Origin of the sequence: Oxalobacteraceae sp. CFBP 8761 (assembly GCA_014841595.1) — a bacterium.
Taxonomy (GTDB): domain Bacteria; phylum Pseudomonadota; class Gammaproteobacteria; order Burkholderiales; family Burkholderiaceae_D; genus Telluria.
Map to the genome: position 1 here is coordinate 1090874 of JACYUE010000002.1, position 22138 is coordinate 1113011.

The following is a 22138-nucleotide window of genomic DNA, read 5'->3' on the forward strand; positions in this document are numbered from 1 at the left end:
CCGTTAGCCCGTGTTGCGTAGGCCGGCCGCCACGCCGTTGATCGACAGGTGGATGCCCCGGTGCACGCGCGCATCGACCTGGCTTGCCGGATCGAGCGCCAGTGCCCGGTGCCGGCCGATCAGCTCCACCTGAAGGTGGTTCAACGGGTCCAGGTAGGCGAACCGGTTCTGGATCGAACGCGCCAGCAGCGGATTGCCCTGCAGGCGTTCGCCCGTGCCGGTGATGTCTTCCAGGATGGTCAGCGTGAGTGCGTGTTCGGCCGTGATGCGCTTGAAGATCCGCTCGCGCAGCTCCACGTCGGCCACCAGCTCCGCATAGCGCCGGGCGATCGGCAGATCGGTCTTGGCCAGCACCATGTCCATGTTCGACAGCAGCGTGGCAAAGAACGGCCACTCCTGGAACATCGTGCGCAGCTCGGCCAGTTTCGCCTCGCGCTCGCCTTCACCGAGCCAGCCATGGACCGCCGACGCAAAGCCGAACCAGCCCGGCAGCAGCAGGCGGCACTGGCCCCACGAGAAGCCCCACGGAATCGCGCGCAGGTCTTCGATGCGGCGGGTCGACTTGCGCGACGCAGGGCGCGAACCGAGGTTCAGCTCCGCGATCTCGGCGATCGGCGTGGCCGCAAAGAAGTAGTCGGTAAAGCCGGGCGTGTCGTAGACCAGGTCGCGGTAGGCCTTGTAGGCGCGATTCGACAGCTCGGCCATCACCGACTCGAAGCGGTGCAGGCGGCCGGTCTGCGCTTCGCTGGCGGTGTTGGGCGTCAGGCTCGCTTCCAGCGTGGCCGACACCAGCAGCTCCAGATTGCGCCGGCCGATTTCGGCATTCGAGAACTTGGACGCGATGATCTCGCCCTGTTCGGTCAGGCGGATCTGGCCATTGACAGTGCCCGGCGGCTGGGCGCGGATCGCGTCGTAGCTCGGTCCACCGCCACGGCCGACCGTGCCGCCGCGGCCGTGGAACAGGCGCAGCTTGACCTTCTGCTGCGCGAATACCTCGACCAGTTTCAGCTCGGCCTGGTACAGCTCCCAGTTCGATGTGAGGAAGCCACCGTCCTTGTTCGAGTCGGAGTAGCCCAGCATGACTTCCTGCAGGTGGCCCTGCTTGGCGATCACGTTGGCCACGAACGGCAGCGCCATCCAGGCATCCATGATGCCGGCCGCGCGCTGCAGGTCCGGGATGGTTTCGAACAGCGGAATCACCATCACTTCGCCGGTCGTGCTGCTGGCGCGCAGCAGCCCGGTCTCTTTTTGCAGCAGCAGCACTTCGAGCAGGTCGGACACCGTCTCGGTGTGCGAGATGATGTAGTTGCGGATCGCGCGCGGGCCGTAGCGCAGGCGGATCTCGCGCGCGCAGCGCAGGATCGCCAGCTCGGACGTCGTCTCTTCGCCGTAGGTGTCCCATGGCGAGATCAATGGCCGGGCGCTGTCGAGTTCGCGCAGCAGCAGCGCGACCTTGGCGTCTTCGTCGAGCGCAGCGTAGTCAGCCTCGACGCCGGCGCGGGCCAGCAGTTCGGCCAGTACGCGCTCGTGGATGTCCGAGCTCTGGCGCATGTCGAGCGAGGCCAGGTGGAAGCCGAAGATGCGCGCCGCGCGCAGCAAGCCGGCCAGGCGTGGCATGGTCAGCATCGCGCCGTGGTTCTGGCGCAGCGAGTCGGCCAGCGTTTCCAGGTCGGCCGCAAACAGTTCGGGGTCGAGGTAGGGCGCGGCGTGGCCGACTTCCTTGCGCAGGATGTGGCCCACGCCCAGCTCGCGCGCGGTGGCGGCCAGGCGCGCATAGATGCCGATCAGCGCGCGCCGGTAAGGCTCGTCGCTGCGGTGCGGCGAGGCGTCGGGCGAGTTCTGGGCCAGCAGTTCCAGCGCCGGCGTGACGTCCACCAGCAGCGTGGAAGCCGACAGTTCGGCGCCCAGCGCATGGACTTCGTCGAGATAGAAATCGAGGATGGTCGTCGACTGGCGCGTCAGCGCGTGGCGCATCGTGTCGGCGTTGACATTCGGGTTGCCGTCACGATCGCCGCCGATCCAGCTGCCCATCTGCAGGTACGATGCGTGCGGCTTGGGCGCAGTATCCTGCGCGCCGTCGTCAGGGCCGTATTGTTCGGCGATTTCAAACTCGATGTCGTCATATAGCGCCGGCAGTTCGCGCAGGAAGGTGATGCGGTAGTAGGACAGGGCGTTGTCGATTTCGTCGGCCACCGTCAGTTTGGAGTAGCGCAGCATGCGCGTCTGCCACAGCGTGGCGATGCGCGCATGGAGCATCTGCTCGTTGCGCTGGCGCTCGCGCGGCGTGAGCGGCGTGTCGCGCTCGGCCAGCAGGCGGGCGATATCGTGTTCGGCGTCCAGGATACTCTTGCGCTGCACCTCGGTCGGGTGCGCCGTCAGTACGGGCGAAATCAGCGCCTCGTTGAAGAACGCCTGCACTTCGTCGCGGCCGATGCCGGCGCCAGCGAGCTTGTCCAGCGCGTAGCTGATGCTGCCGGCACGCGGCGCCGAGCCACCCAGCAGGTGCGCACGGCGGCGGCGGTTGTGGTGCTGGTCTTCCGCGATATTGGCCAGGTGCGAGAAGTATGAGAACGCGCGCACGACCGAAATGGTCTGGTCGCGCGTGAGCCCGTGCAGCATCGTCGTGAGTTCTTTGCTGGCGTCCGGGTCGTCGTCGCGCCTGAAGCGCACGGCGGTCTGGCGGATGGTTTCGACGAGGTCGAAGACGTCGGCGCCTTCCTGGTCGCGCAATACGTCGCCCAGCAGGCGGCCAAGCAGGCGGATGTCTTCTTTGAGCGGCGCGTCCTTGTCGGCGCCGGCGGTTACGTCAGGGAGAGCAGGATTGTTCATATCGACCACAAGTAAGCGTTGTGCGAGGGCGGTTGGCCACGGTCTGCAAGAGGCCCCCATGATAAAATTTGTGATCTTATGCAGGGAGCGGTTACCGGCATCGGCCGGATCGGCCCAATGACAGTGAAAGAATTCGTGTGTTAGCAGCTATACAGCAAAGTACTTCGCAGGGAACTTCGCAGGGTACTTCGGCGTCAGCGCCGTCAAAACTCATTATCGCATCCCGCGAGAGCCGCCTGGCCATGTGGCAGGCGGAGCACGTACGCGACCGGCTCGTCGCATTATATCCACAGTGCCGCGTCGAGATTCTCGGCATGACGACACGCGGCGACCAGATTCTCGACCGCACGCTGTCGGCCGTTGGCGGCAAGGGCCTGTTCGTCAAGGAACTCGAAGTCGCGATGGCCGAAGGCCGCGCCGACCTGGCCGTGCACTCGCTCAAGGACGTGCCGATGGAGCTGCCCGAAGGCTTCGAACTGACCGCGGTGCTCGAACGCGAAGACCCGCGCGACGCGTTCGTGTCCAACGATTACGCCAGCCTCGATGCGCTGCCGGCCGGCGCCATTGTCGGCACCAGCAGCCTGCGCCGCCAGTCGCTGATTGCGGCGCGCTATCCGCACCTGGTCATCCTGCCGCTGCGCGGTAACCTCGATACGCGCCTGGGCAAACTCGATCGCGGCGAATATGCCGCCATCATCCTGGCCGCTGCGGGCCTCAAGCGCCTCGGCCTGCCGCAGCGCATCCGCGCTTTGCTCGAACCCGAAATGAGTTTGCCGGCGGCCGGGCAGGGCGCGATGGCGATCGAGATCCTGAGCAGCGCGCGCAGCGACGGCGTCGACCTGCGCGCCGTGCTGGCGCCGCTGAACCACGACGACACGGCCAGCGCCGTGCTGGCCGAGCGCAAGGTCTCGCGCATCTTTGGCGGCAGCTGCCAGATCCCGCTGGCGGCGTTCGCCACCGTGCAGGGCGGCCAACTGCGCCTGCGCGCGATGGTTGCCACGCCCGACGGCAAGCGCAGCGCACACGCCGAAGTGAGCGGTCCGGTCGAGCAGCCCGAGTATCTGGGCGAGCAGGTGTCCGAGTTGCTGGCCCAGCAGGATGCGAATGCGATCCTGGCGGCGTGCCGTCTCGATGCCGCGGCAAACCAGGATGACTGACCTGCCTGAGACGGCGCGCGTCGTCGTCGTCACGCGCCCGCGCGCGCAGGCCGATGCGCTGGCGCAGGCGGTCGCCTCCAGTGGCCGGACGGCCGTGCTCTTGCCGCTGCTCGAGATCAGCCCGGTCGAGGATGCCGCGCCGCTGCGCGCGGCGCTGGCTGAACTCGACCGGTTTGCGCTGGTCGCGTTCGTGTCTCCGAATGCCATCGATGCTGCGTTCGCGCACATCGACGCCTGGCCCGTGGCCGTGCCGGTGGCGATCGTCGGCGATGGCAGCCGCGCCGCGCTGGCGCGCCACGGCGTGACGGGTGACACGTTCACGATTTTCAGCCCGGCCGACAGTGCACACAGCGATTCCGAGCATTTGCTGCAGCGCCTTGACCTGGCGGCGTACGCCGGCAAACGTGTGCTGATCGTGCGCGGCGACGGTGGCCGCGAGTTGCTGGCCGACGCCTTGCGCGCCGCCGGCGCCCGGGTCGAACCGGTGACCGCGTATCGCCGTGCGACGCCGGTATTGACGGCGGAACTGGCCACACGATTGCGCGCCTTGCTGGCACAGCCAAACGACTGGATAATCACGAGCTCGGAAGCCCTGCGTGGCCTGGCCGGGCTGGTGCAAACCATCGACGACAATGCGCTGATGGCGCGATTGATGCAACAGCGCCTGATCGTGCCCCATGCGCGGATTGCACAGACGGCCCGCGATCTGGGCCTGGAACACGTGCGCCTCACCGGTTCCGGCGATGCACGCCTACTAGCAGCGTTACAATCACAAGAATGAACGAATTGCCGAACAACCCAGACCAGCCTCAGGCCAGCGTGCCCGCTCCCAGCCTTGCCAAGCCGGAGGAGGCGCAGGTGCCGCCTGTTGCGCCGCGCGTGAGCGGTCCGGCCGCGCGCGGCCTGTTCGACCGCGTGGCGCAGCCGTTGCCGCTGGCCGTCATCGCACTGGCCGCAATGCTGGCCGTGCAGACCGTCTCGTCGCACAGCCGCATCAATTCGCTGCGCCAGGACATGGCGCGCAGCCTGCAGAAGGGCAATGCGGTCAATGCCGAGACGGCGGCGCTTGCGCGCGACGTGGCCGACCAGTCGAAGGAGCTGCAGATCAAGGTCGGCGTGCTGGAAAGCCGCCAGAGCGAAGCGCAGAGCCAGCAGGTCGCGCTCGAGCAGCTCTACAAGGACCTGTCGCAGAACCGCGACGAGTGGGCGTTGTCCGAAATTGAGCAGGTGCTCGCCACTGCAAGCCAGCAGCTGCAACTGGCCGGCAATGTGCAGGGCGCCCTGATCGCGCTGCAGAACGCCGACCGCGCCGTCTCGAGCTCGAACGCGCCGCAATTTTTGACCATCCGCCGCGCGATCGCGGCCGACATCGACAAGCTCAAGGCCCTGCCGGCCGTCGATCTGGCCGGTGTCGCGCTGCGCCTGGACAATGTGATCGCTCAGGTCGAGACGCTGCCGATGCTGGCTGACGAAAAGCCGCTGCTGCCAGTGGCGCCGGTGCGCACGACGCGCCGGCTCGAGGCCGCGGCCGCGCCAGCCAAGAGCGCCGCACCGGCCGTCCCGCCCGAGTCGCTGGGCGTGGGCCAGCGCCTGCTGCAGACCTGGAGCATGTGGAGCCAGGAGATGTGGGACGACGTGCGCCAGCTGATCCGCGTGCGCAGCGTCGACGACCCCGAGGCGCTGATGCTGTCGCCGAGCGAGTCGTTCTTTGTCCGCGAAAACCTCAAGCTGCGCCTGCTCAATGCGCGCCTGGCCCTGTTGTCGCGTAACGAAGCCACGTTCCGCGACGACCTGACCACGGCCCAGACCATGCTGGCCAAGTACTTCGACACGCGCGCCCGCACGACGCAATCGGCCCAGGCGGCATTGCGCCAGGTGCAGGCCAATGACCTGACGATCGAATTGCCGACGCTGGCCGAGAGTCTGGGCGCGGTGCGCAACTACAAAGCGAAGCAATAACCATGCGCTTACTCATCTGGCTGGTTACGCTGATGGCCGCAGCCATCGGCATCGCGGTGACGGCGCGCTTCAATCCGGGCAATGTGGTGCTGTTCTATCCACCGCACCGGATCGACATGTCGCTCAACCTGTTCGTCGTCGTGCTGATGCTGCTGTTCGCCACGCTGTACGTGCTGGTGCGCACCTTCTACGCGACGGCGCGCATGCCGCAGCGGGTGGCGGCATACCGCCAGCGCCGCCGCGAGCGCGATGGCAACAAGGGCTTGCGCGACGCGCTCAAGGCGCTGTTCGAAGGTCGCTTCGGCCACGCCGAAAAAGCGGCGATGCGCGCTGCCGACCTGCCCGAGAACACGGGCCTGGCAGCGCTGATCGGCGCGCGCGCAGCGCACCGCATGCGCGAGCCGGCACGGCGCGACGCCTGGCTGGCCGGCATCTCGCATGACACCACGCTCAAGACGGCGCGCCTGATGACGCTGACCGAACTGCTGGTCGACGATCACCGCCCCGAGGCGGCGCTCGAAGCGGTGGCCGAACTCAATGCCAGCGGCCAGCGCCACATCCACGCGCTGCAGTGGGCAATGAAGGCCAACCAGCAGGCGCGCAACTGGCCCGAGGTGCTGCGCCTGGTGCGCATCCTCGACAAGCGCAACGCACTGCATCCGGCGCTGGCGCGGCGCCTTCGCGAAATGGCCTACGAAGCGCTGCTGGGCGGGGAAGACCACGACGCCGAATCCATCCGCTGGACCTGGGCCACGGTGCCCCCGCAAGACCGCACGGTGCCGTACGTCGCGGCGCGCGCCGCCGGCGCCTTCAATGCGCGCGGCCTGCACGACGAAGCGCGCGCGATTGCCGAAGAGTCGCTCAAGGCCAACTGGGACGAGCGCGTCGTGCGCGCCTACCGCGACGCGGCCAGCCCGGCCGGCTCGCCATCGCTGCTGGCCCAGATCGAAGCGTGCGAAACGTGGCGCCGTGAACGGCCGCAGGACGCCGAACTGGCGCTCACACTTGGCACGCTGTGCCTGAAACAGAAGCTGTGGGGCAAGGCTCAGCGCTATCTTGAGCAAGCCTTGTCGGACGCGACCGAAGCGGCGATGGTGCGCGAAGCGCATCTGAAACTGGCCCAGATGCATGAAGCACTGGGGCAGGACGAGCTGGCCGCCAAGCATTACCGGCAGTGCGCACTGGCGACTGTGTTGTAACGCGTGCCTTTCGCTATAATGGCGGACTAATTTTGACTCTTTAGCAACCAAGGATCCCATCATGAGCCTGAACAACGTCCCAGCCGGCAAAGACGTGCCGAACGACTTCAACGTCATCATTGAAATCCCGATGAACTCCGATCCGGTCAAGTATGAAGTCGACAAGGACACGGGCGCGATCTTCGTCGATCGTTTCATGGGTACGGCCATGCACTACCCGTGCAACTACGGCTACGTGCCGCAAACCATCGCCGACGACGGCGACCCATGCGACGTGCTGGTCATCACCCCGTTCCCGCTGCCACCAGGCGTCGTGGTCCGTTGCCGCGCGCTGGGCGTGCTGAAGATGACCGATGACGGCGGCGGCGACGCCAAGGTCATCGCAGTGCCGATCGAAAAAGTGCTGCCGATGTACAAGAAAATCCAGTCGCTGGACGACGTGGAAGAGCTGCGCCTGAAGCAGATCCAGCACTTCTTCGAGCACTACAAGGATCTGGAAGCCGGCAAATGGGTCAAGATCGAAGGCTGGGCGGGTATCGATGAAGCCAAAGCCGAGATCGTTGCCGGCGTGGCAGCGTACAACAAGGGCGCCCAGGCATAAGCCAGCGCGCAGGCAGTAGTTGAAAGCCGGCGGCCCGTGAGGGTTGCCGGCTTTTTTACGTCAGTGGCGCTCGTGACGGCGCAGCAGGCCGAGCACGCCCAGGCCCTCGGCCAGCAACAGCCGGCTGGTGGGTTCCGGCAGGCGCGTGACCACGCGCACCGCGTCGAGCCCGACATGGCTCAATCTTGCGGCGTCGCCGAGGTAGCGAAACGCGAAGCGGCCTGCGCCGTCCACCGTCAGGTCGAGGTGCCATGGCTGCCATTGTGCGGGGAAGTCGGCGGCGCCGCCGATGCTGGCCAGCAGCGTGTCGAAGGACGCTGCGGCGGTCCCGCTGTCGCGGCCGAAGCGCACTTCGAGAAGGTCGTCGAAGCCGTCGACCCGTTCGCGGCTGATGACGAACGACAATGTCGTCAAGCCGCTGAGCGTCAGCGTGGGCGTGATCAGCCAGTTGTCGACGCGGCCAATGCCGTGGGCGGCGCTGAGGCAGCTCGCGGCGGCGTACGCGTCCGGCACGCCGGCCTGGGCGGGAAAGATGTCGGGATTGCCCTGGCACCACGGCGCACCGGGCTGGATGCTGCGGTTGACGCGGGCCCAGCCGGGCGAGTCGGCCAGGTTGCCGAAATCTTCGCTGAGTACCTCGGTTCCGGCTGCCTGGGTGGGGTGAGGGGCACAGGCGGCCGGGCTCTCTGGTGTGGCGAGCATGTAATTGAGTCGCTGCATGATAAGCCGTCGCGTCGTGGATCGAGGCTTCATCATAGAAACGGCGCGCGCTGCGGTATTGCGGTGCGTTGGGGCTGTCGGGTCACGTGCCCGGCGCCACGCAAAAGGGGAAGGGGAACCAAAAAAAGTCGCCGAGGTCGTAGGGTGGACGGGTTTCCCGTCCACGCGTTCAACCCGACGTCGCATACGACGGATGTTTGAGAATTGAATGTTCTTAGCGCAGAGAGCGCGCCGCCAGCCACGCCCGCAGCCGCAGCTTGCCAACGATCCCAACCGGGAACCAGTAAATCGACAGGATGAACAGCAGCCCCAGCCACAGCATCCAGCGATCCGGGTGCAGGGCGGCGGCCAGTACCGGTACGCCGTCCAGCGCGGCAGCGCCGTGCGCCATCCAGTCTTTCAGATAGTTCTGGGCCAGGATGAACAGCGTCGCGCCCACGACCGCCCCATACATTGTGCCCATGCCGCCGATCACGACGATCAGCAAAATATCGGTCATGACCTCGAAGCCGAGCGACGTTTTCGGGCCGACGTAGCGCAGCCACAGCGCCATCAGGGCGCCGGCCAGGCTTGCCGTCAGCGCCGCCAGGACATTGGCCCAGATCCGGTACACCATCGTGCGGTAGCCAAGGGCTTCGGCGCGAAACGCGTTTTCGCGGATCGCCTGCAGCACCCGCCCGAACGGCGAATTGACCAGCCGCAGCAGGAACAGAAACAGCAGCAGGCAGCCGAAGAACACGACGTAATAGGTCAGCAGCCGGCCATCGAGATAGCGGCCGAATACCTCGTGCTCGACCAGCCGATAGGCAGGAGAAAGCACGTGCGGCACGCTGAACGTGACGCCATCCTCGCCGCCGGTGAAATCGGACAGTTGCGAGGCCAGCACGGCAAACGACGAGGCCACGGCAAGCGTGATCATCGCGTAGAAGATGGCTTGCACACGCAGCGCGAACAGCCCCACCACCAGCGCCAGGGCCAGCGCAAGCAGCAGCGCCAGGCCGAGCCCCGTCATGGCGACGCCCCAGGTGGGGTCATCGACGCGCGCCAGCGCCAGCCCGACGCCATACGCGCCGATTCCATAGAACATCGTGTGGGCGAACGACACGATGCCCGTATAACCCAGCAGCAGGTCGTAGGAAGCCACCAGCACGATATAGACGCAGATCGTGGCCGCCGTATTGAGCGGCCGTGCACCGGAGGTCAGGAACGGCGCCAGCGCGAGCCCGAGCACGATCACGACCAGCAGCGCCGTCAGGCTGCGGCTGCGTGGCAGATCGCCCGATAACAGTTGCCGCAGCATGGTCAGCCCAGCCCCGTTGGATACAGCCCGGCAGGCCGCCACAGCAGGACCGAGATCATCAGGACGATGCCCGACACCAGCGCGATCCCGGGCGCCAGGAAGCCGGTGTAGTTGGCCACCAGGGCGATCAGCAGCGCGCCGATGAAGCAGCCACCGACCGACCCCAGGCCGCCGATGATGATGACGATGAACAGCATCACCATGATCTCGCCGCCCATCGCCGCCGTCAGCGTTTCCTTGTACAGGCCCCACATCACGCCGCCCAGGCCGGCCAGACCCGCGCCGGCCGCGAACACCAGCACGAACAGGCGCCGGATGCGGTAGCCGAGCGCTTCGACCATCTCGCCATGTTCAACGCCGGCGCGCACCAGCAGGCCGACCTTCGTGCGGTTCAGGATCAGGTACATCGCGGCAAACACCACCAGGCCGACCGCAACCGCCACTAGGCGGTACTTGTCGATGGCCGCGTCGCCCAGCAGCAACGCGCCGCGCAGGGCCGTGGGCAGCGGCACGGCGATCGTCGCGGCGCCCCAGACAACGTGGATCAGCTGCTCGGCCACGATCATGCCGCCCATCGTCACCAGGATCTGCTTGAGATGCCTTCCATAGACGGGCTGGATGAGCAGCCGCTCGAAGGCCCAGCCCAGCAGCGCCGTGACGAGCATGGCGACGACAATCGCCAGCGCCAGCACGGCCAGATTGACGGGCAGGGAATCCATCTCGAGCCAGCTGCGCAGCGGCAGCAGCACGAGCGTGGCGGAAAACGCGCCGACCGCGATGAACGCGCCGTGGCCAAAATTGATCACGTTCATCAGCCCGAATACGAGGGTCAGGCCACTGGCCATGATGAAGATCATCATGCCCATCGCGAGGCCCGCGACGGTGAGGGTGACCCAGGTCGACCAGCTGCCCACCAGCGGCAGCATGGCCAGGATCAGCGCCGGCACCAGCAGCAGTGGCGCAATGTCGCGGCGGGTGGCCGGCAGCTGGGCGTCGGTCGACGGGACAGCGGGAGCGAGGGACATGGGCGTTCCTAGGGTTGGATGTCGAGGGACAGGCCGAGCAGGCGCTGTTGCAGCGCGGCGTCGCCCGCCAGCACGGCCATCGGGCCGGCATGCACCACGCGGCCGCCATCCATCACACTGGCCGTGTCGCCCAGCGCGCGCACGACGTGCACGCTCTGCTCGACCAGCAGGATCGTCGCGCCTTGCGCTTTCAGCTCGCGAAACGCCGCCATCAGGCTGTGCACGATGGCGGGCGCCAGGCCCTTGGTCGGCTCATCGACCAGCAGCAGCTTGCGCGGTTCGACGATGGCGCGCGCAATGGCCACCATCTGTTTCTGGCCACCGGACAGGTTGCCGGCCGGGCGGTGCCAGAACGTGCGCAGCGCCGGGAAGAAGCCGCAGAGCCAGTCGACGCGCGCGGTGTCGAGCGGGCCGTCGCGCGCGGCCAGCACCAGGTTCTCGCGCACCGTCAGGTCGGAAAACACGGCCATGTTTTCGGGCACGTACGCAATGCCGGCGCGCGCGATGTCCGATGTGGCCAGCCGGGTGATGTCGCTGCCATCGAAGTGGATGCTGCCGCTGCTGGCGCGCCACAGACCCATGATCGTACGTAGCGTCGTCGTCTTGCCGGCCCCATTGCGCCCCAGCAGGACGGCCAGTTCGCCGCGCGCCACCTGCAGGTCGACACCGTGCAGGATGTGGTACTGACCGATGTGCGTGTGCACGCCGGCTAGGCGCAGCAGCGGCTGGCGCGTCGCCGGATCAGGCGCGAGCATGTTCGGTGTCGGACGTTCCAAGATAAGCCTCCTGAACGATGGCGGATGCCATGACCTCAAACGGTTCGCCATCGGCCACCAGCGCGCCGTTGTGCAGCACGACGATGCGGTCGGCCAGCTGGCGCACGACGTCCATCTTGTGCTCGACCAGCAGCACGGTGCGGGCAGCGTCGGCCTTGACTTCGCGGATCAGGTCGAGCACGACCGGCACGTCGTCGGCGCTCATGCCCGCAGTGGGTTCGTCAAACATCATCACGGACGGCTGCAGCGCCAGCAGGATCGCGACTTCGAGCTTGCGCTGGTCGCCGTGCGACAGCGCGCCCACCAGCATGTCGCGCCGCGCCGCCAGCGCCACGCGCTCGAGGTAATAGTCGGCGCGTTCGATAAGATCCCGGTGGCTTGACCAGACCGACAGGAAGTCCAGGCCAATGCCGGCGCGGCTCTGGACCGCCAGGCGCACGTTCTCGATCACTGACAGCAACGGGAACAGGTTGGTGAGCTGGAAGGCGCGGCCGATGCCAAGACGCGTGCGGCGCGCAGCGCCCAGACGCGTAATGTCGCGGCCATGCAGGTGCACGCTGCCGGCGCTGGCGCGCAACTGGCCCGAGATCAGGTTGAACCACGTGGTCTTGCCGGCGCCGTTGGGCCCGACGATGACGGTGAGCGTGCCCGGATAAAAGTCGGCCGTGACGGCGTTGACGGCAACGTGCCCGCCGAAGCGGATCGTCAGCCCGCGCGTGGACAGGGACGGCGCAGCGCGTGCGCTGGCGGCAGCCATGTCAGCCATGTCAGCGTTTGTTCCGCACCGGCAGCGGCATCTCGTCGGCCGGGATGTCGCGCACCAGTTCGAGCAGATCCCAGTCGTTCTTCTGGTCCTTCTTGATGCGGAAGTGGTACATCGGCTGGATCGCCTGGTGGTCGTCCTTGCGAAAGACCATGGCGCCTTTTGGCGTCCCGAAGCGCATGCCTTCCATCGCGGCGACCATCTTGTCGCCATCGCCGTCCGGCACCTTGCTCAGCGCCGCCACGACCGCGCTGGCGGCGGCCATGCCACCGGCCGTGAACATGTCGGGCGGGGTCTTGTAGCGCTTCATGTGCTGCGCCACCAGCCAGTCGTTCATCGGATTTCTCGGAAAACCGTAGTAGTAATAGATCGTGCCCTCGGTGCCGGCATGGGCCTTCCAGGTCTGCATCACGGGCAGGATATTGCCGCCCGGGGCCAGCGCGATGCCGTAGCGTTCGGGTTTCATGGCGGCGATCTTGTTCATCGGACTCGGGCCGGCCCAGACGATGGCCAGCACGCGCGGCTGCGGCTTGTCTTTCAGGGCATCGAACAGGCGCTGCGCCGATGCGGTGAAGTCGGTCGTCGCGAGCGGCGCGTATTCTTCGTGGACGACGCTGGCCTTGCTGCCGGTGGCGATCAACGCTTCCTTGCCGGCCTTGATCGCATCGCGCCCGAACGCATAATCCTGGGTCAGCAAGCCCACGCTGCCGCTTTTGAGCGTGCTGGCGGCGGCCAGCGCATCCTGCATCGAACTGCGCGCCGTGCGAAAGATGTACTTGTTCCACTTGTCGCCCGTGATCGCATCGGCCACGGCCGGTTCGATGATCAAGACCTTTTTGTATTCCTTCGCCACTGGCAGCATGGCCAGCGCCGAGGCGGACGAGGTGGTGCCGACCGCAATGTCGACGCGGTCGTCGCCATACGCTTCGGCCAGCAGCGTACGCCCCAGATCGGGTTTGCTCTGGTCGTCCTTGACGATGACCTTGATGGCGCGGCCATTGATGGTCATCCTGCCCCTGGTCAGGTACTCGAGGCCCAGCATGAAGCCGCTCTCGGTCTCGCGCGCATAGGTTTCCAGTGCGCCCGTCTTGCCGGCGATGAGGGCAACTTTAAAGTCCTTGCCCTGTGCTTTTGCATGGGGCGCGGCGCCCATTGCGAAAGCAGCCAGCAGGGGCAGGGCGAAGGATCTGATCGAATGGTGCATGCGGTCTCCTCGTGATGTTTTGTCAGGCGTGGCCGCGGTTCAGAAGCGCAGTTCAAGCGTTGCCGACACCGTGCGTGGATTGCCGTAGAAGGCGGTCAGCGTGCCTTCGTTGCCCAGCGTCGGGAACAGGTAGCCGGCCGTTTTATAGTGTTCGTCGCCCAGGTTCTTGCCATGCAGGCCGGCGCGTACCTTGCCATCCGCGCGGGTCCAGACGATGCTCGCGTCCCAGATCCTGTACGAGTCCTGGTCGAGGATCGATGCGGTTTCGAACTGGCTGGTGGCGCCCTTGTATGCATAGCTGCCGATCAGCGAGACGCGTCCGTTGTGGCCCATGACCGGAAGCGGGATGTCGTAATTGGCGCGCAAGTTGGCCGAATTCTTCGGCGTGTTCTGGAACGTGCGCTGGCCGGCCACATTGACATTGGCCACGATGTATTCCCGGTAGCTGGCGTCGATGTAGCTGTACATCCCGGCCACCATGAAGTTGGGCGTGATATTGGCGACCGCCTCGAGTTCGACGCCCTTGATGCGTGCCTTGCCGGCATTGGTTGTCACGCCGGCGAAGCTGTCGTCGCGCCCGTCGCCGTTGGTGTCGATGGCGATCGAGCCCGGGATCTGCACGTCCTGATAATCGCTGTGGAACACGGCCAGGTTGGTCGTGATGCGCCCGCCATTGAAGGCCGACTTGAGACCAAGTTCAGTTGTCTCGATCGTTTCCGGCGCATAGCCGGCGCGCGCGGTGGCAATCGGGAGCCGCGTGCCGACCACGTTCAGGCGCGGATCGAACCCGCCACCCTTGAAGCCTTCGGAGTACGACGCGTACAGGTTGTGGGCATCGTTCATCTTCCAGCTCAGTGCCACGCGCGGCGTGAATTTCTTGTCCTTGCGCTCGAGCAGGCCGCCGCGCAAATCGGTATCGGTGCGAAACAGGATGGCGTTCGGATTGCCCATCCGGGGCGAGCCGGCCAGGCCAAAATAAATCTGGCGCAGCACGTCGGCTTCGCGCTGGTCGACCGTGTAGCGTCCGCCCAGCGACAGGCTCAGGCCCTCGGCGAGCGTGTAGCTGCCGTCAAAGTAGGCGGCCCAGGCCTTCGTATCGATGTCGCCCAGCGTGAAGGTCGACGTGGGCACCGCCCCGGCCAGGATGGTGTCGAACTGGTTGAAGGCGTTGGCGTCCATGTAGTACACGCCGGCCACGCCCTGCAGGCGCGCGCCGCTGTAGGTCGCCTGCAGCTCCTGGCTGAACTGGCGGTTGGTGTACAGCGCCGGCACTTCCATGTCCACGACGGGCAGGGCGTCGAAGTCGATCGGCGCCCATGACTTGTCGCGGCGCGCGGCCGTGATCGATTTCAGGCGCCACGCACTGTCGACGGTGTACTCGACCGTGACCGAGCCGCCGTACGAGCGCACTTCTTGGTCGCGGCCCAGCACTTTCGTGAGATTGCCGCGCGTGTCGAACACGTCGTTCAGGATGGGCGCGCCGCTCGTGCGTCCGACGAGCAGGCGATGGCCGTTCTTGGGGTTGGCATCGTCCTGCGTGAAGTCGCCGGCAAGGCGGACGAACAGGTCCTGGTTCGGCACGAGTTCAATTGAGACCCGGCCGGCGGTGACGTCCTTGTCGTAGTTCCCCTTGCCGGTGGTCAGGTTGTCGCCAAAGCCGTCGCGCGTAAAGCGCGCGAACGTACCGCCGATGCGCGCCGTGTCGGTCAGCGGCGCGCTGGCCGTGAGCACGCCGTCTCGCTGTCCGTAGTCGCCAAGCGTGGCGCGCACGCGCACGTCGCGCTGGGGGCCAAGCTTGCGGGTGACGTACTTGAGCGCGCCGCCGATCGTGTTGCGGCCGTACAGCGTGCCCTGCGGGCCGCGCAGCACCTCGATGCGCTCGACGTCATAGATGTCGGCCACGGCGGCCTGCGGCCGGGCCAAATAAATGTCGTCGACATAGATGCCCACGCCCGACTCGAAACCGGCCAGCGGATCGGCCTGACCGACGCCGCGGATGAACGCCGTGAGCGTGCTGTTGGTGGCGCGCGATGCCTTGAGCGTCGTGTTGGGCAGCGACAGCGCAAGGGCAGTCACGTCGGGGAGCGCCTGCTTGGAGAGCTGGTCGGCCGAAAATGCGGTGACCGACACCGGCACATCCTGCAGCGATTCTTCGCGCCGGCGCGCGGTGACCACCACCCGCGAGATATTGTCGTCGGTAGTCGCCGCAGCCGGGGCGGCCGTCGCTTCCTGGGCATGGACGGCGCCGATGGCGCCGCTGCACGCGGCCAGCAGGGCGCACGTGGACGGATGCAGCAGCTTCATCTTTCTGATCGGACGCATGGATGTCTCCTTATTGTTCGTCGCCACGGTGGATGTGTCGCTCAAAGGGGGAATGTGCCCGAGCGCACCATGCGTCACCTTGCGCACCAACAAGCGCTCCCATGAATACGCAGTTCGAATGGCGGCGTTGCAACAGATGGTCGAACCCATGCGCGTTGCATCACCAAGCTGTGCCGGTGCCTGGCGATTGACGACTCACGCGGGCGGTTGATGTATCCTCGTCATGTATCCATTTCACGAGGGCCCCCATGCGCAGCCAGATCAGCGACGACATCACCTTCCGCAAACTCGAGATCCTGCTGGCGTACATGGAAGGCGGCAACCTGAACGCCGCCGCGCGCATGCTCGACATCAGCGCCGTCAGCGTGCATCGCGCGCTGCATTCGCTGGAAGATGGAATGAGTTGTCAGCTGTTCAGTCTGCAGGGCCGCAACCTGATTCCCAACGATGCCGCGCAGGTGCTGGCGGACGTGAGCCGCGACGTGGTGCGGCTGATGGCGGACGGCATTGCAGCGACGCGCTCGGCCGCCGGTTATTCAGCCGATCACTTGAAAATCGGCTCGCTGTATTCGCTGACGACCGGCACCATCCCCGATGTCATCATCGGCATCAAGCTGCGCAAGCAGGAACTGGAAACCGAACTGGTGCTGGGCTCGAATGCCGATCTGCTGCACAAACTCAAGCAGAATGCGATCGATGCGGCGCTGATGGCGGTGCCCGAACCCGATCCGGATATCGAATCGATCGCGCTGTTCGAGGACGAGGTGTTCTTTGCGGCGCCGGCCGGCTCGCCCTATGCGGGGATGGCCGAAGTCGATCTGCGCGCCTGTGCAGACGAGAAATTCGTCTGCCTGAAGGATGGTTTCGTGACCTTCAGCGGGTTCCAGGAAGCATTCCGCATCGCCGGATATGCACCGACGATCGTCACGCGCGTGGGCGATATTTTCTCACTGATGAACCTGGTGGGGGCGGGGATCGGCTACACGCTGCTGCCGGGCCGCGTGCGCCATGCGTTCGGCGACAAGGTCCAGCTGATTCCGCTCAAGAGCGATTACCTGATGCGCCAGACGATCGGCCTGAGCTTCCTGCGGGTGCGTGAGCGGGATCCGAACCTGCTGGCGCTGGCGGCGGTGTGCCGGATGCTGAAGCACCGCACGCCGGCGGGCTGACCAGGTTGGCGCCGATGCCAGTGCGGATCAGCGCCCGGCCAGCTTTACGGGCGCTTGAGCTGGTTGATGACGCTGGCGACCTTGGTGGTGATCATGTCGACCGCCGGATTGTTCGCACCGTGCGGGATGATGACGTCGGCATTGCGCTTGGTCGGCTCGATGAACTGCTTGTGCATCGGGCGCACGGTGTCCAGGTACTGGCTGATGACGCTTTCCACCGAGCGGCCGCGCTCCGTGATGTCGCGCTGCATGCGGCGGATGAAGCGGATGTCGGATGCGGTGTCGACGAAGATCTTCAGCGACATCATGTCGCACAGGGCCGGGTCATACAGGGCAAACAGGCCTTCGATGACGATGACCGGGGCCGGTTTGACCCGGATGGTGCGGTCGGAGCGGTTGTGCAGCGTGAAGTCGTACTCGGGCATGTCGATCGACTCGCCCCGGCGCAGTGCCTGGACGTGCTGCACCAGCAGCGACCACTCGAACGCCTGCGGATGATCGTAATTCTGCTGGGTGCGTACTTCGGGGCTGAGATGCGTCTGGTCGCAGTAATAATCATCCTGCATCACGACCGAGACCATCTCGGTGCCGAACGTGGACAGCACTTGCCTGGACACCGTGGACTTGCCACTGCCGCTACCGCCCGCGACGCCAATAATAAACGGTTGAAAAGGAAAACTGAGCATGCCGAATGATACCGGAATCCGGACCTGACCGACAGGCCCCGAGGCCCCTGGCGCCGCCGTTACTTCAGGCTGCGCAGCGCGGCTTCCAGCGCCGGATAGGCGAACTCGAACCCTTCACGGGCGAACCGCAGCGGCACCACGCGCTGGCCTTCGAGCAGCAAATCAGCCTGCTCGCCCAGCGCCAGGCGCATCGGCCAGCCGGGCGTCGGGATCACGCATGGACGTTTCCAGACGCGCGCGGCTGCCTGGCTGAATTCCAGTTGCGACACGGCGATTGGCGCGGTGAAATTGGTTGCACCGAACGTCGGCGCAGACGCATCGCTGAGCGCCTGCTTCCAGCGATGTGCGATGCCCCCGACCAGATCGTCGATGTGAATCCATGACAGCCACTGGCGGCCGCTGCCCAGCCGGCCGCCGATGCCCAGCCGGATCGGCAGCAGCATCATCGGCAGCGCGCCTTGCTCGCCCAGCACCAGGCCGAAGCGCATGCACTCGACCTGCACGCCATGGCGCACGGCGCCGGCGGCAGCGGCTTCCCACTCGCGGCACAGGTCCGACATGAACATCGGCTGCGGCGGCGCTGCTTCGTCGAGCTTGGCGTCGTCGCCAATGCGCTGGATGCCGTAGTAGCCGATCGCCGATGCCGACAGCAGCAGCCGCGGCTTGTGACTGGCGCGGCCAATCCAGTCGACCACTTTCTCCGTCAATGCGACGCGGCTCTGGCGCAGCGCGGCCTTGCGCGCGTCGGTCCAGCGCTGGCCGAGGATCCGGGCGCCGGCCAGGTTGACGACGATGTCGACCTGGTGGTCAAGTGGCAGATCATCCATCGCGGCGATGGCGCGCACCCGGCCACCGAACAGCGTGGCAGCGCGCGCCACGTCGCGGGTCAGCGCGATCACGTCGTGACCGTCTTTCAGCAGCGCGCGCACCAGGTGCTGGCCGACGAAGCCCGTGGCGCCGGTGACCAGCACGCAGCGGGCGACCGTGTCGAACACGCTCGGTGCCTTGTTGGATGTCGGTGTCGCACTCGTTGTCAACTTGTTCTCCGGTTCAGTGTTCTCAATTCTGCCAAGACAGGAATGTAACACTTCCGCTGACAGTAAACGTTAGTACCCCAGCGTAATTGATCTCGAAAGCGATCGGGTTTACCTTGGCCGCACAACCTGCATAACAAAAGAGCATGGCCGGCCCCGCAAAGCTCCCGAGACCACGGTCCGAGGAGGCGATGGCGACAGGCCATGCATTGGAGACGTATCACCAGCGACGCGCCGGGTGGAACCGGCCTTCGCACCTCGTAGGAGCCACCCTGTGTCCTCTCATGTCATTGCAATCTGCGTTCTGGCGCTCATGTTCATCGTCGCCACCGCCATGCCCATCAATATGGGCGTCATCGCGTTTGTCGGCGCATTCCTGGTCGGCACCATCGTCTTCAGCATGGAGACCAAGGCCATCATGGCCGGCTACCCGGCCGAGCTGTTCCTGACCCTGGTCGGCATCACCTTCCTGTTCGCGCAGGCCCAGAACAATGGCACGATCGACTGGCTCGTCAGACTGGCCGTGCGCGCCGTCGGTGGGCGCATCGCCGCTATTCCGTGGGTCATGTTCGCGGTCACCGCGCTCCTGACCTCGGTTGGCGCCGTCAGTCCGGCCGCAGTGGCGATCATCGCCCCGATTGCGCTGGGCTTCGCTGCCAAGTACAAGATCAATCCCCTGATGATGGGCCTGCTGGTCATCCACGGCGCGCAGGGCGGCGGCTTCTCGCCGATCAGCATCTATGGCGGCATTACCAACAAGGTCGTCATGGAAGCCGGCTTGCCGATTTCACCGCTGACCACTGCCTTCACCAGCCTGGGCGTGAATCTGGCCGTGTCGATCATTCTGTTCTTCGTGTTCGGCGGCGCCAAGCTGATGCGCCAGGAAATGCCGAAGTCCGGCGCTGGCGTGCGTCCGATGACGCCGTTCACGCCACCGGTGGCGGTCGCAGCGCAGGGTCCGCAGATCTATGGCGATGCCGAGAATGAAACCGGCAGCGAAGAGCGCCTCACCGCGCAGCGTTCGACTGCCGCTGTCGGCGCCGTCGGCAACGGCGGCCCCGGTTCGGGCCTGGGCACCGGCGACATCGACCTGCATGCCGGGCCGACCTTCCACCAGATGTTCACCGTCGTCGGCCTGATCGCGCTGGCCGTGCTCACGCTGCTGTACAAGCTCGATATCGGCTTCGTTGCCCTCACCATCGGCCTGTTGATTTCAATTCTGTCGCCGCAAGTGCAAAAGCGCGCGATCGGCCAGGTGTCGTGGCCCGAGATCATGCTGATCGTCGGCGTGAGCACGTATGTCGGTGTTCTGCAGAAGATGGGCACCATCACCTGGGTCGGCGACAGCGTCGCCAGCCTGACCTCGCCGCTGATGGTGGCCTTGCTGCTGCTGTTTGTCGGCGCCATCGTCTCGGCCTTTGCCTCGTCGACTGCGGTGCTGGGTTCGCTCATTCCGCTGGCCGTGCCGTTCCTGGCGTCCGGCACCGGTGTCGACGCCATCGGCTTCATCGCTGCCATGGCTGTCGCCTCGACCATCGTCGACGTCAGCCCGTTCTCGACCAATGGCGCACTCGTGCTGGCCAGTGCCCAGGGCATCGACCGCGACGTATTCCTGCGCCAGCTGATGATCTATGGCGGTATCGTGACGCTGGTGGCACCGATCGTCGTGTGGCTGCTGTTCGTGGTGTTGTAAGGCCACGCAAATTTTAGGAACTATCATGAATCATGCTGAAGGCCGCTGGACCGGCCAGCAACGTAACCGCAGCGAGCGCCTGGCCCGCGCCGGCGCCGCCCTCGGCGGTGCGCTCGACGGCAAGGTCGTCCAGGCCTCGCACATCGTCGAGCTGCTGCACGCGGTGCTCGAACCGGGCGACCGCGTCTGCCTCGAAGGCAACAACCAGAAGCAGGCCGACTTTCTCGGCAAGGCCCTGACGCGCGTCGATACGGCGCGCGTGCATGACCTGCACATGCTGCTGTCGGTGCTGTCGCTGCCGGAACACCTGGACGTGTTCGAGAAGGGGATCGCGTCGAAACTCGATTTCTCGTTCTCGGGGCCGCAGGCCGGCCGCCTGGCCAAGCTGGCGCAGTCGGGCAAGCTCAATATCGGTGCGATCCACACCTACCTCGAGCTGTTCGCCCGCTACTTCATCGACCTGACGCCGCGCGTGGCGCTGGTGGCCGCCGAAATGGCCGACCGCGAAGGCAATCTGTACACCGGCCCGAATACCGAAGACACGCCGGCGATTGCCGAAGCGACGGCCTTCAAGAGCGGCATCGTGATCGCGCAGGTGAACCAGATCGTCGACAAGCTGCCCCGCATCGACATTCCCGGCGACTGGGTCGGCTACGTCGTGCAGTCGCCCACGCCGTACTACATCGAGCCGTTGTTCACGCGTGATCCGGCCCTGATCTCGGAGATCCAGGTGTTGATGGCGATGATGGCCATCAAGGGCATCTATGCCGAGTACGAGATCGAGCGCCTGAACCACGGCATCGGTTTCGACACCGCCGCCATCGAGCTGCTGCTGCCAACCTACGCCGCGAGCCTGGGCCTGAAAGGCAAGATTGCCCGTCACTGGGCATTAAATCCACACCCGGCCCTGATCCCCGCGATCGAAGCGGGCTTCGTCGAATCGGTGCACTCGTTCGGCTCCGAGCTGGGCATGGAAAACTATATCCGCGCGCGCCCCGACGTGTTCTTCGTCGGGCCGGACGGCTCGATGCGCAGCAACCGCGCCTTCTGCCAGGCGGCCGGGCACTACGCGTGCGACCTGTTCATTGGCTCGACGCTGCAGATTGACTTGCAGGGCAATTCGTCGACCGCCACGCTGGGGCGCATCGCGGGCTTTGGCGGCGCACCGAACATGGGCGCCGATGCGCGTGGCCGGCGCCATCCGAGCAAGGCGTGGCTGAAAGCCGGCGAAGAGGCGCGCGCAGGCCGCAACATGATCCCGCGCGGACAGAAGCTGGTGGTGCAGATGGTCGAGACCTTCCGCGAGCACATGGCGCCCGCTTTCGTCGAGAAGCTCGACGCCTGGCAGCTGGCCGAGCAGGCCGGTATGGCGATTCCGCCGGTGATGATTTATGGTGACGACGTCAGCCACATCCTGACCGAGGAAGGCATCGCCAACCTGCTGCTGTGCCGCACGGACGAAGAGCGCGAACAGGCGATCCGCGGCGTGGCCGGCTACACGCCGGTGGGCATGGCGCGCGACAAGCGCATGGTCGAGAACCTGCGCGACCGGGGCATCATTCGCCGGCCGGAAGATCTCGGCATCGACAAACGCATGGCGACCCGCGACCTGCTGGCCGCCAAGAACATGAAGGGCCTGGTGCGCGCATCGGGCGGGTTGTACGACCCGCCGAAGCGCTTCAGGAACTGGTAAGGAACAAC

Annotated in this window: 18 protein-coding genes; 8 read left to right on the plus strand and 10 right to left on the minus strand. The window is 65.9% G+C overall.

Annotated features, from left to right (window positions below; genetic code table 11):
- Positions 1-3: 3 nt before the first annotated feature.
- Positions 4-2829 (minus strand): phosphoenolpyruvate carboxylase, encoded by a 2826-nt coding sequence (gene ppc / locus IFU00_17190; protein MBD8544021.1) that lies wholly within the window; start codon positions 2827-2829, stop codon positions 4-6.
- A 149-nt stretch (positions 2830-2978) separates the two neighbouring features.
- Between ppc and hemC the strand changes: the two genes are divergently transcribed.
- From hemC to ppa, 5 genes are all read left to right on the plus strand, one after another.
- A complete protein-coding gene (hemC, locus tag IFU00_17195; protein ID MBD8544022.1) occupies positions 2979-3986 on the plus strand; it encodes a hydroxymethylbilane synthase in 1008 nt (335 codons plus the stop codon).
- A complete protein-coding gene (locus IFU00_17200) occupies positions 3979-4767 on the plus strand; it encodes a uroporphyrinogen-III synthase (protein ID MBD8544023.1) in 789 nt (262 codons plus the stop codon). The genes hemC and IFU00_17200 overlap by 8 nt, the downstream gene beginning before the upstream one ends.
- Positions 4764-5945, plus strand: coding sequence for a uroporphyrinogen-III C-methyltransferase (locus IFU00_17205; GenBank protein ID MBD8544024.1), 1182 nt, complete (start codon positions 4764-4766; stop codon positions 5943-5945). Before IFU00_17200 ends, IFU00_17205 begins: the two co-directional genes overlap by 4 nt.
- Positions 5946-5947: 2 nt before the next feature.
- Positions 5948-7144, plus strand: coding sequence for a heme biosynthesis protein HemY (locus tag IFU00_17210; GenBank protein ID MBD8544025.1), 1197 nt, complete (start codon positions 5948-5950; stop codon positions 7142-7144).
- Between the two features lie 61 nt (positions 7145-7205).
- Positions 7206-7745 carry an inorganic diphosphatase gene (gene ppa / locus IFU00_17215; GenBank protein MBD8544026.1) on the plus strand — a complete coding sequence of 180 codons (540 nt, stop codon included), beginning with the start codon at positions 7206-7208 and terminating at the stop codon, positions 7743-7745.
- A 60-nt stretch (positions 7746-7805) separates the two neighbouring features.
- On the opposite strand, the gene IFU00_17220 is transcribed toward ppa, so the two are convergent.
- From IFU00_17220 to IFU00_17250, 7 genes are all read right to left on the minus strand, one after another.
- Entirely contained in the window at positions 7806-8465 is a 660-nt protein-coding gene (locus IFU00_17220) for a choice-of-anchor J domain-containing protein (protein ID MBD8544027.1), read from the minus strand.
- Between the two features lie 214 nt (positions 8466-8679).
- Positions 8680-9765 (minus strand): branched-chain amino acid ABC transporter permease, encoded by a 1086-nt coding sequence (locus IFU00_17225; protein MBD8544028.1) that lies wholly within the window; start codon positions 9763-9765, stop codon positions 8680-8682.
- A gap of 2 nt (positions 9766-9767) precedes the next feature.
- Positions 9768-10790 (minus strand): branched-chain amino acid ABC transporter permease, encoded by a 1023-nt coding sequence (locus IFU00_17230; protein MBD8544029.1) that lies wholly within the window; start codon positions 10788-10790, stop codon positions 9768-9770.
- Positions 10791-10798: 8 nt separating this feature from the next.
- The gene (locus tag IFU00_17235; GenBank protein MBD8544030.1) at positions 10799-11545 is read right to left on the minus strand and encodes an ABC transporter ATP-binding protein; all 747 of its coding nucleotides are present in this window, start codon (positions 11543-11545) and stop codon (positions 10799-10801) included.
- Complete coding sequence (locus IFU00_17240; GenBank protein MBD8544031.1) at positions 11532-12323, minus strand: ABC transporter ATP-binding protein; 792 nt, start codon at positions 12321-12323, stop codon at positions 11532-11534. The genes IFU00_17235 and IFU00_17240 overlap by 14 nt, the downstream gene beginning before the upstream one ends.
- A gap of 10 nt (positions 12324-12333) precedes the next feature.
- A complete protein-coding gene (locus IFU00_17245; GenBank protein MBD8544032.1) occupies positions 12334-13533 on the minus strand; it encodes a substrate-binding domain-containing protein in 1200 nt (399 codons plus the stop codon).
- 39 nt (positions 13534-13572) lie between these two features.
- Positions 13573-15855: a TonB-dependent receptor gene (locus IFU00_17250; GenBank protein ID MBD8544033.1), complete on the minus strand. Its 2283-nt coding sequence runs from the start codon at positions 15853-15855 to the stop codon at positions 13573-13575.
- A gap of 248 nt (positions 15856-16103) precedes the next feature.
- Here IFU00_17250 and IFU00_17255 point away from each other — a divergent pair, with 248 nt between their 5' ends.
- Positions 16104-17024, plus strand: coding sequence for a LysR family transcriptional regulator (locus tag IFU00_17255; protein ID MBD8544034.1), 921 nt, complete (start codon positions 16104-16106; stop codon positions 17022-17024).
- A 44-nt stretch (positions 17025-17068) separates the two neighbouring features.
- Here the strand turns inward: IFU00_17255 and udk are convergent, their stop codons facing one another.
- The gene (gene udk, locus IFU00_17260; GenBank protein MBD8544035.1) at positions 17069-17710 is read right to left on the minus strand and encodes a uridine kinase; all 642 of its coding nucleotides are present in this window, start codon (positions 17708-17710) and stop codon (positions 17069-17071) included.
- A gap of 59 nt (positions 17711-17769) precedes the next feature.
- On the minus strand, positions 17770-18810 hold the full coding sequence (locus IFU00_17265) for a TIGR01777 family protein (protein ID MBD8544036.1): 1041 nt from the start codon (positions 18808-18810) through the stop codon (positions 17770-17772).
- 208 nt (positions 18811-19018) lie between these two features.
- Here IFU00_17265 and IFU00_17270 point away from each other — a divergent pair, with 208 nt between their 5' ends.
- Both IFU00_17270 and mdcA read left to right on the plus strand, forming a co-directional pair.
- Positions 19019-20437 (plus strand): hypothetical protein, encoded by a 1419-nt coding sequence (locus IFU00_17270; protein MBD8544037.1) that lies wholly within the window; start codon positions 19019-19021, stop codon positions 20435-20437.
- A gap of 25 nt (positions 20438-20462) precedes the next feature.
- Positions 20463-22130: a malonate decarboxylase subunit alpha gene (mdcA, locus tag IFU00_17275; GenBank protein MBD8544038.1), complete on the plus strand. Its 1668-nt coding sequence runs from the start codon at positions 20463-20465 to the stop codon at positions 22128-22130.
- Positions 22131-22138 lie beyond the last annotated feature (8 nt).

Bases quoted from the DNA above. Each gene is read 5' to 3' on its own strand.
- ppc (MBD8544021.1), bottom strand. From the start codon at position 2,829: ATGAACAATCCTGCTCTCCCTGACGTAACCGCCGGCGCCGACAAGGAC.
- IFU00_17200 (MBD8544023.1), top strand. From the start codon at position 3,979: ATGACTGACCTGCCTGAGACGGCGCGCGTCGTCGTCGTCACGCGCCCG.
- IFU00_17205 (MBD8544024.1), top strand. From the start codon at position 4,764: ATGAACGAATTGCCGAACAACCCAGACCAGCCTCAGGCCAGCGTGCCC.
- IFU00_17210 (MBD8544025.1), top strand. From the start codon at position 5,948: ATGCGCTTACTCATCTGGCTGGTTACGCTGATGGCCGCAGCCATCGGC.
- ppa (MBD8544026.1), top strand. From the start codon at position 7,206: ATGAGCCTGAACAACGTCCCAGCCGGCAAAGACGTGCCGAACGACTTC.
- IFU00_17220 (MBD8544027.1), bottom strand. From the start codon at position 8,465: ATGCAGCGACTCAATTACATGCTCGCCACACCAGAGAGCCCGGCCGCC.
- IFU00_17225 (MBD8544028.1), bottom strand. From the start codon at position 9,765: ATGCTGCGGCAACTGTTATCGGGCGATCTGCCACGCAGCCGCAGCCTG.
- IFU00_17230 (MBD8544029.1), bottom strand. From the start codon at position 10,790: ATGTCCCTCGCTCCCGCTGTCCCGTCGACCGACGCCCAGCTGCCGGCC.
- IFU00_17235 (MBD8544030.1), bottom strand. From the start codon at position 11,545: ATGCTCGCGCCTGATCCGGCGACGCGCCAGCCGCTGCTGCGCCTAGCC.
- IFU00_17240 (MBD8544031.1), bottom strand. From the start codon at position 12,323: ATGGCTGCCGCCAGCGCACGCGCTGCGCCGTCCCTGTCCACGCGCGGG.
- IFU00_17245 (MBD8544032.1), bottom strand. From the start codon at position 13,533: ATGCACCATTCGATCAGATCCTTCGCCCTGCCCCTGCTGGCTGCTTTC.
- IFU00_17250 (MBD8544033.1), bottom strand. From the start codon at position 15,855: ATGCGTCCGATCAGAAAGATGAAGCTGCTGCATCCGTCCACGTGCGCC.
- IFU00_17255 (MBD8544034.1), top strand. From the start codon at position 16,104: ATGCGCAGCCAGATCAGCGACGACATCACCTTCCGCAAACTCGAGATC.
- udk (MBD8544035.1), bottom strand. From the start codon at position 17,710: ATGCTCAGTTTTCCTTTTCAACCGTTTATTATTGGCGTCGCGGGCGGT.
- mdcA (MBD8544038.1), top strand. From the start codon at position 20,463: ATGAATCATGCTGAAGGCCGCTGGACCGGCCAGCAACGTAACCGCAGC.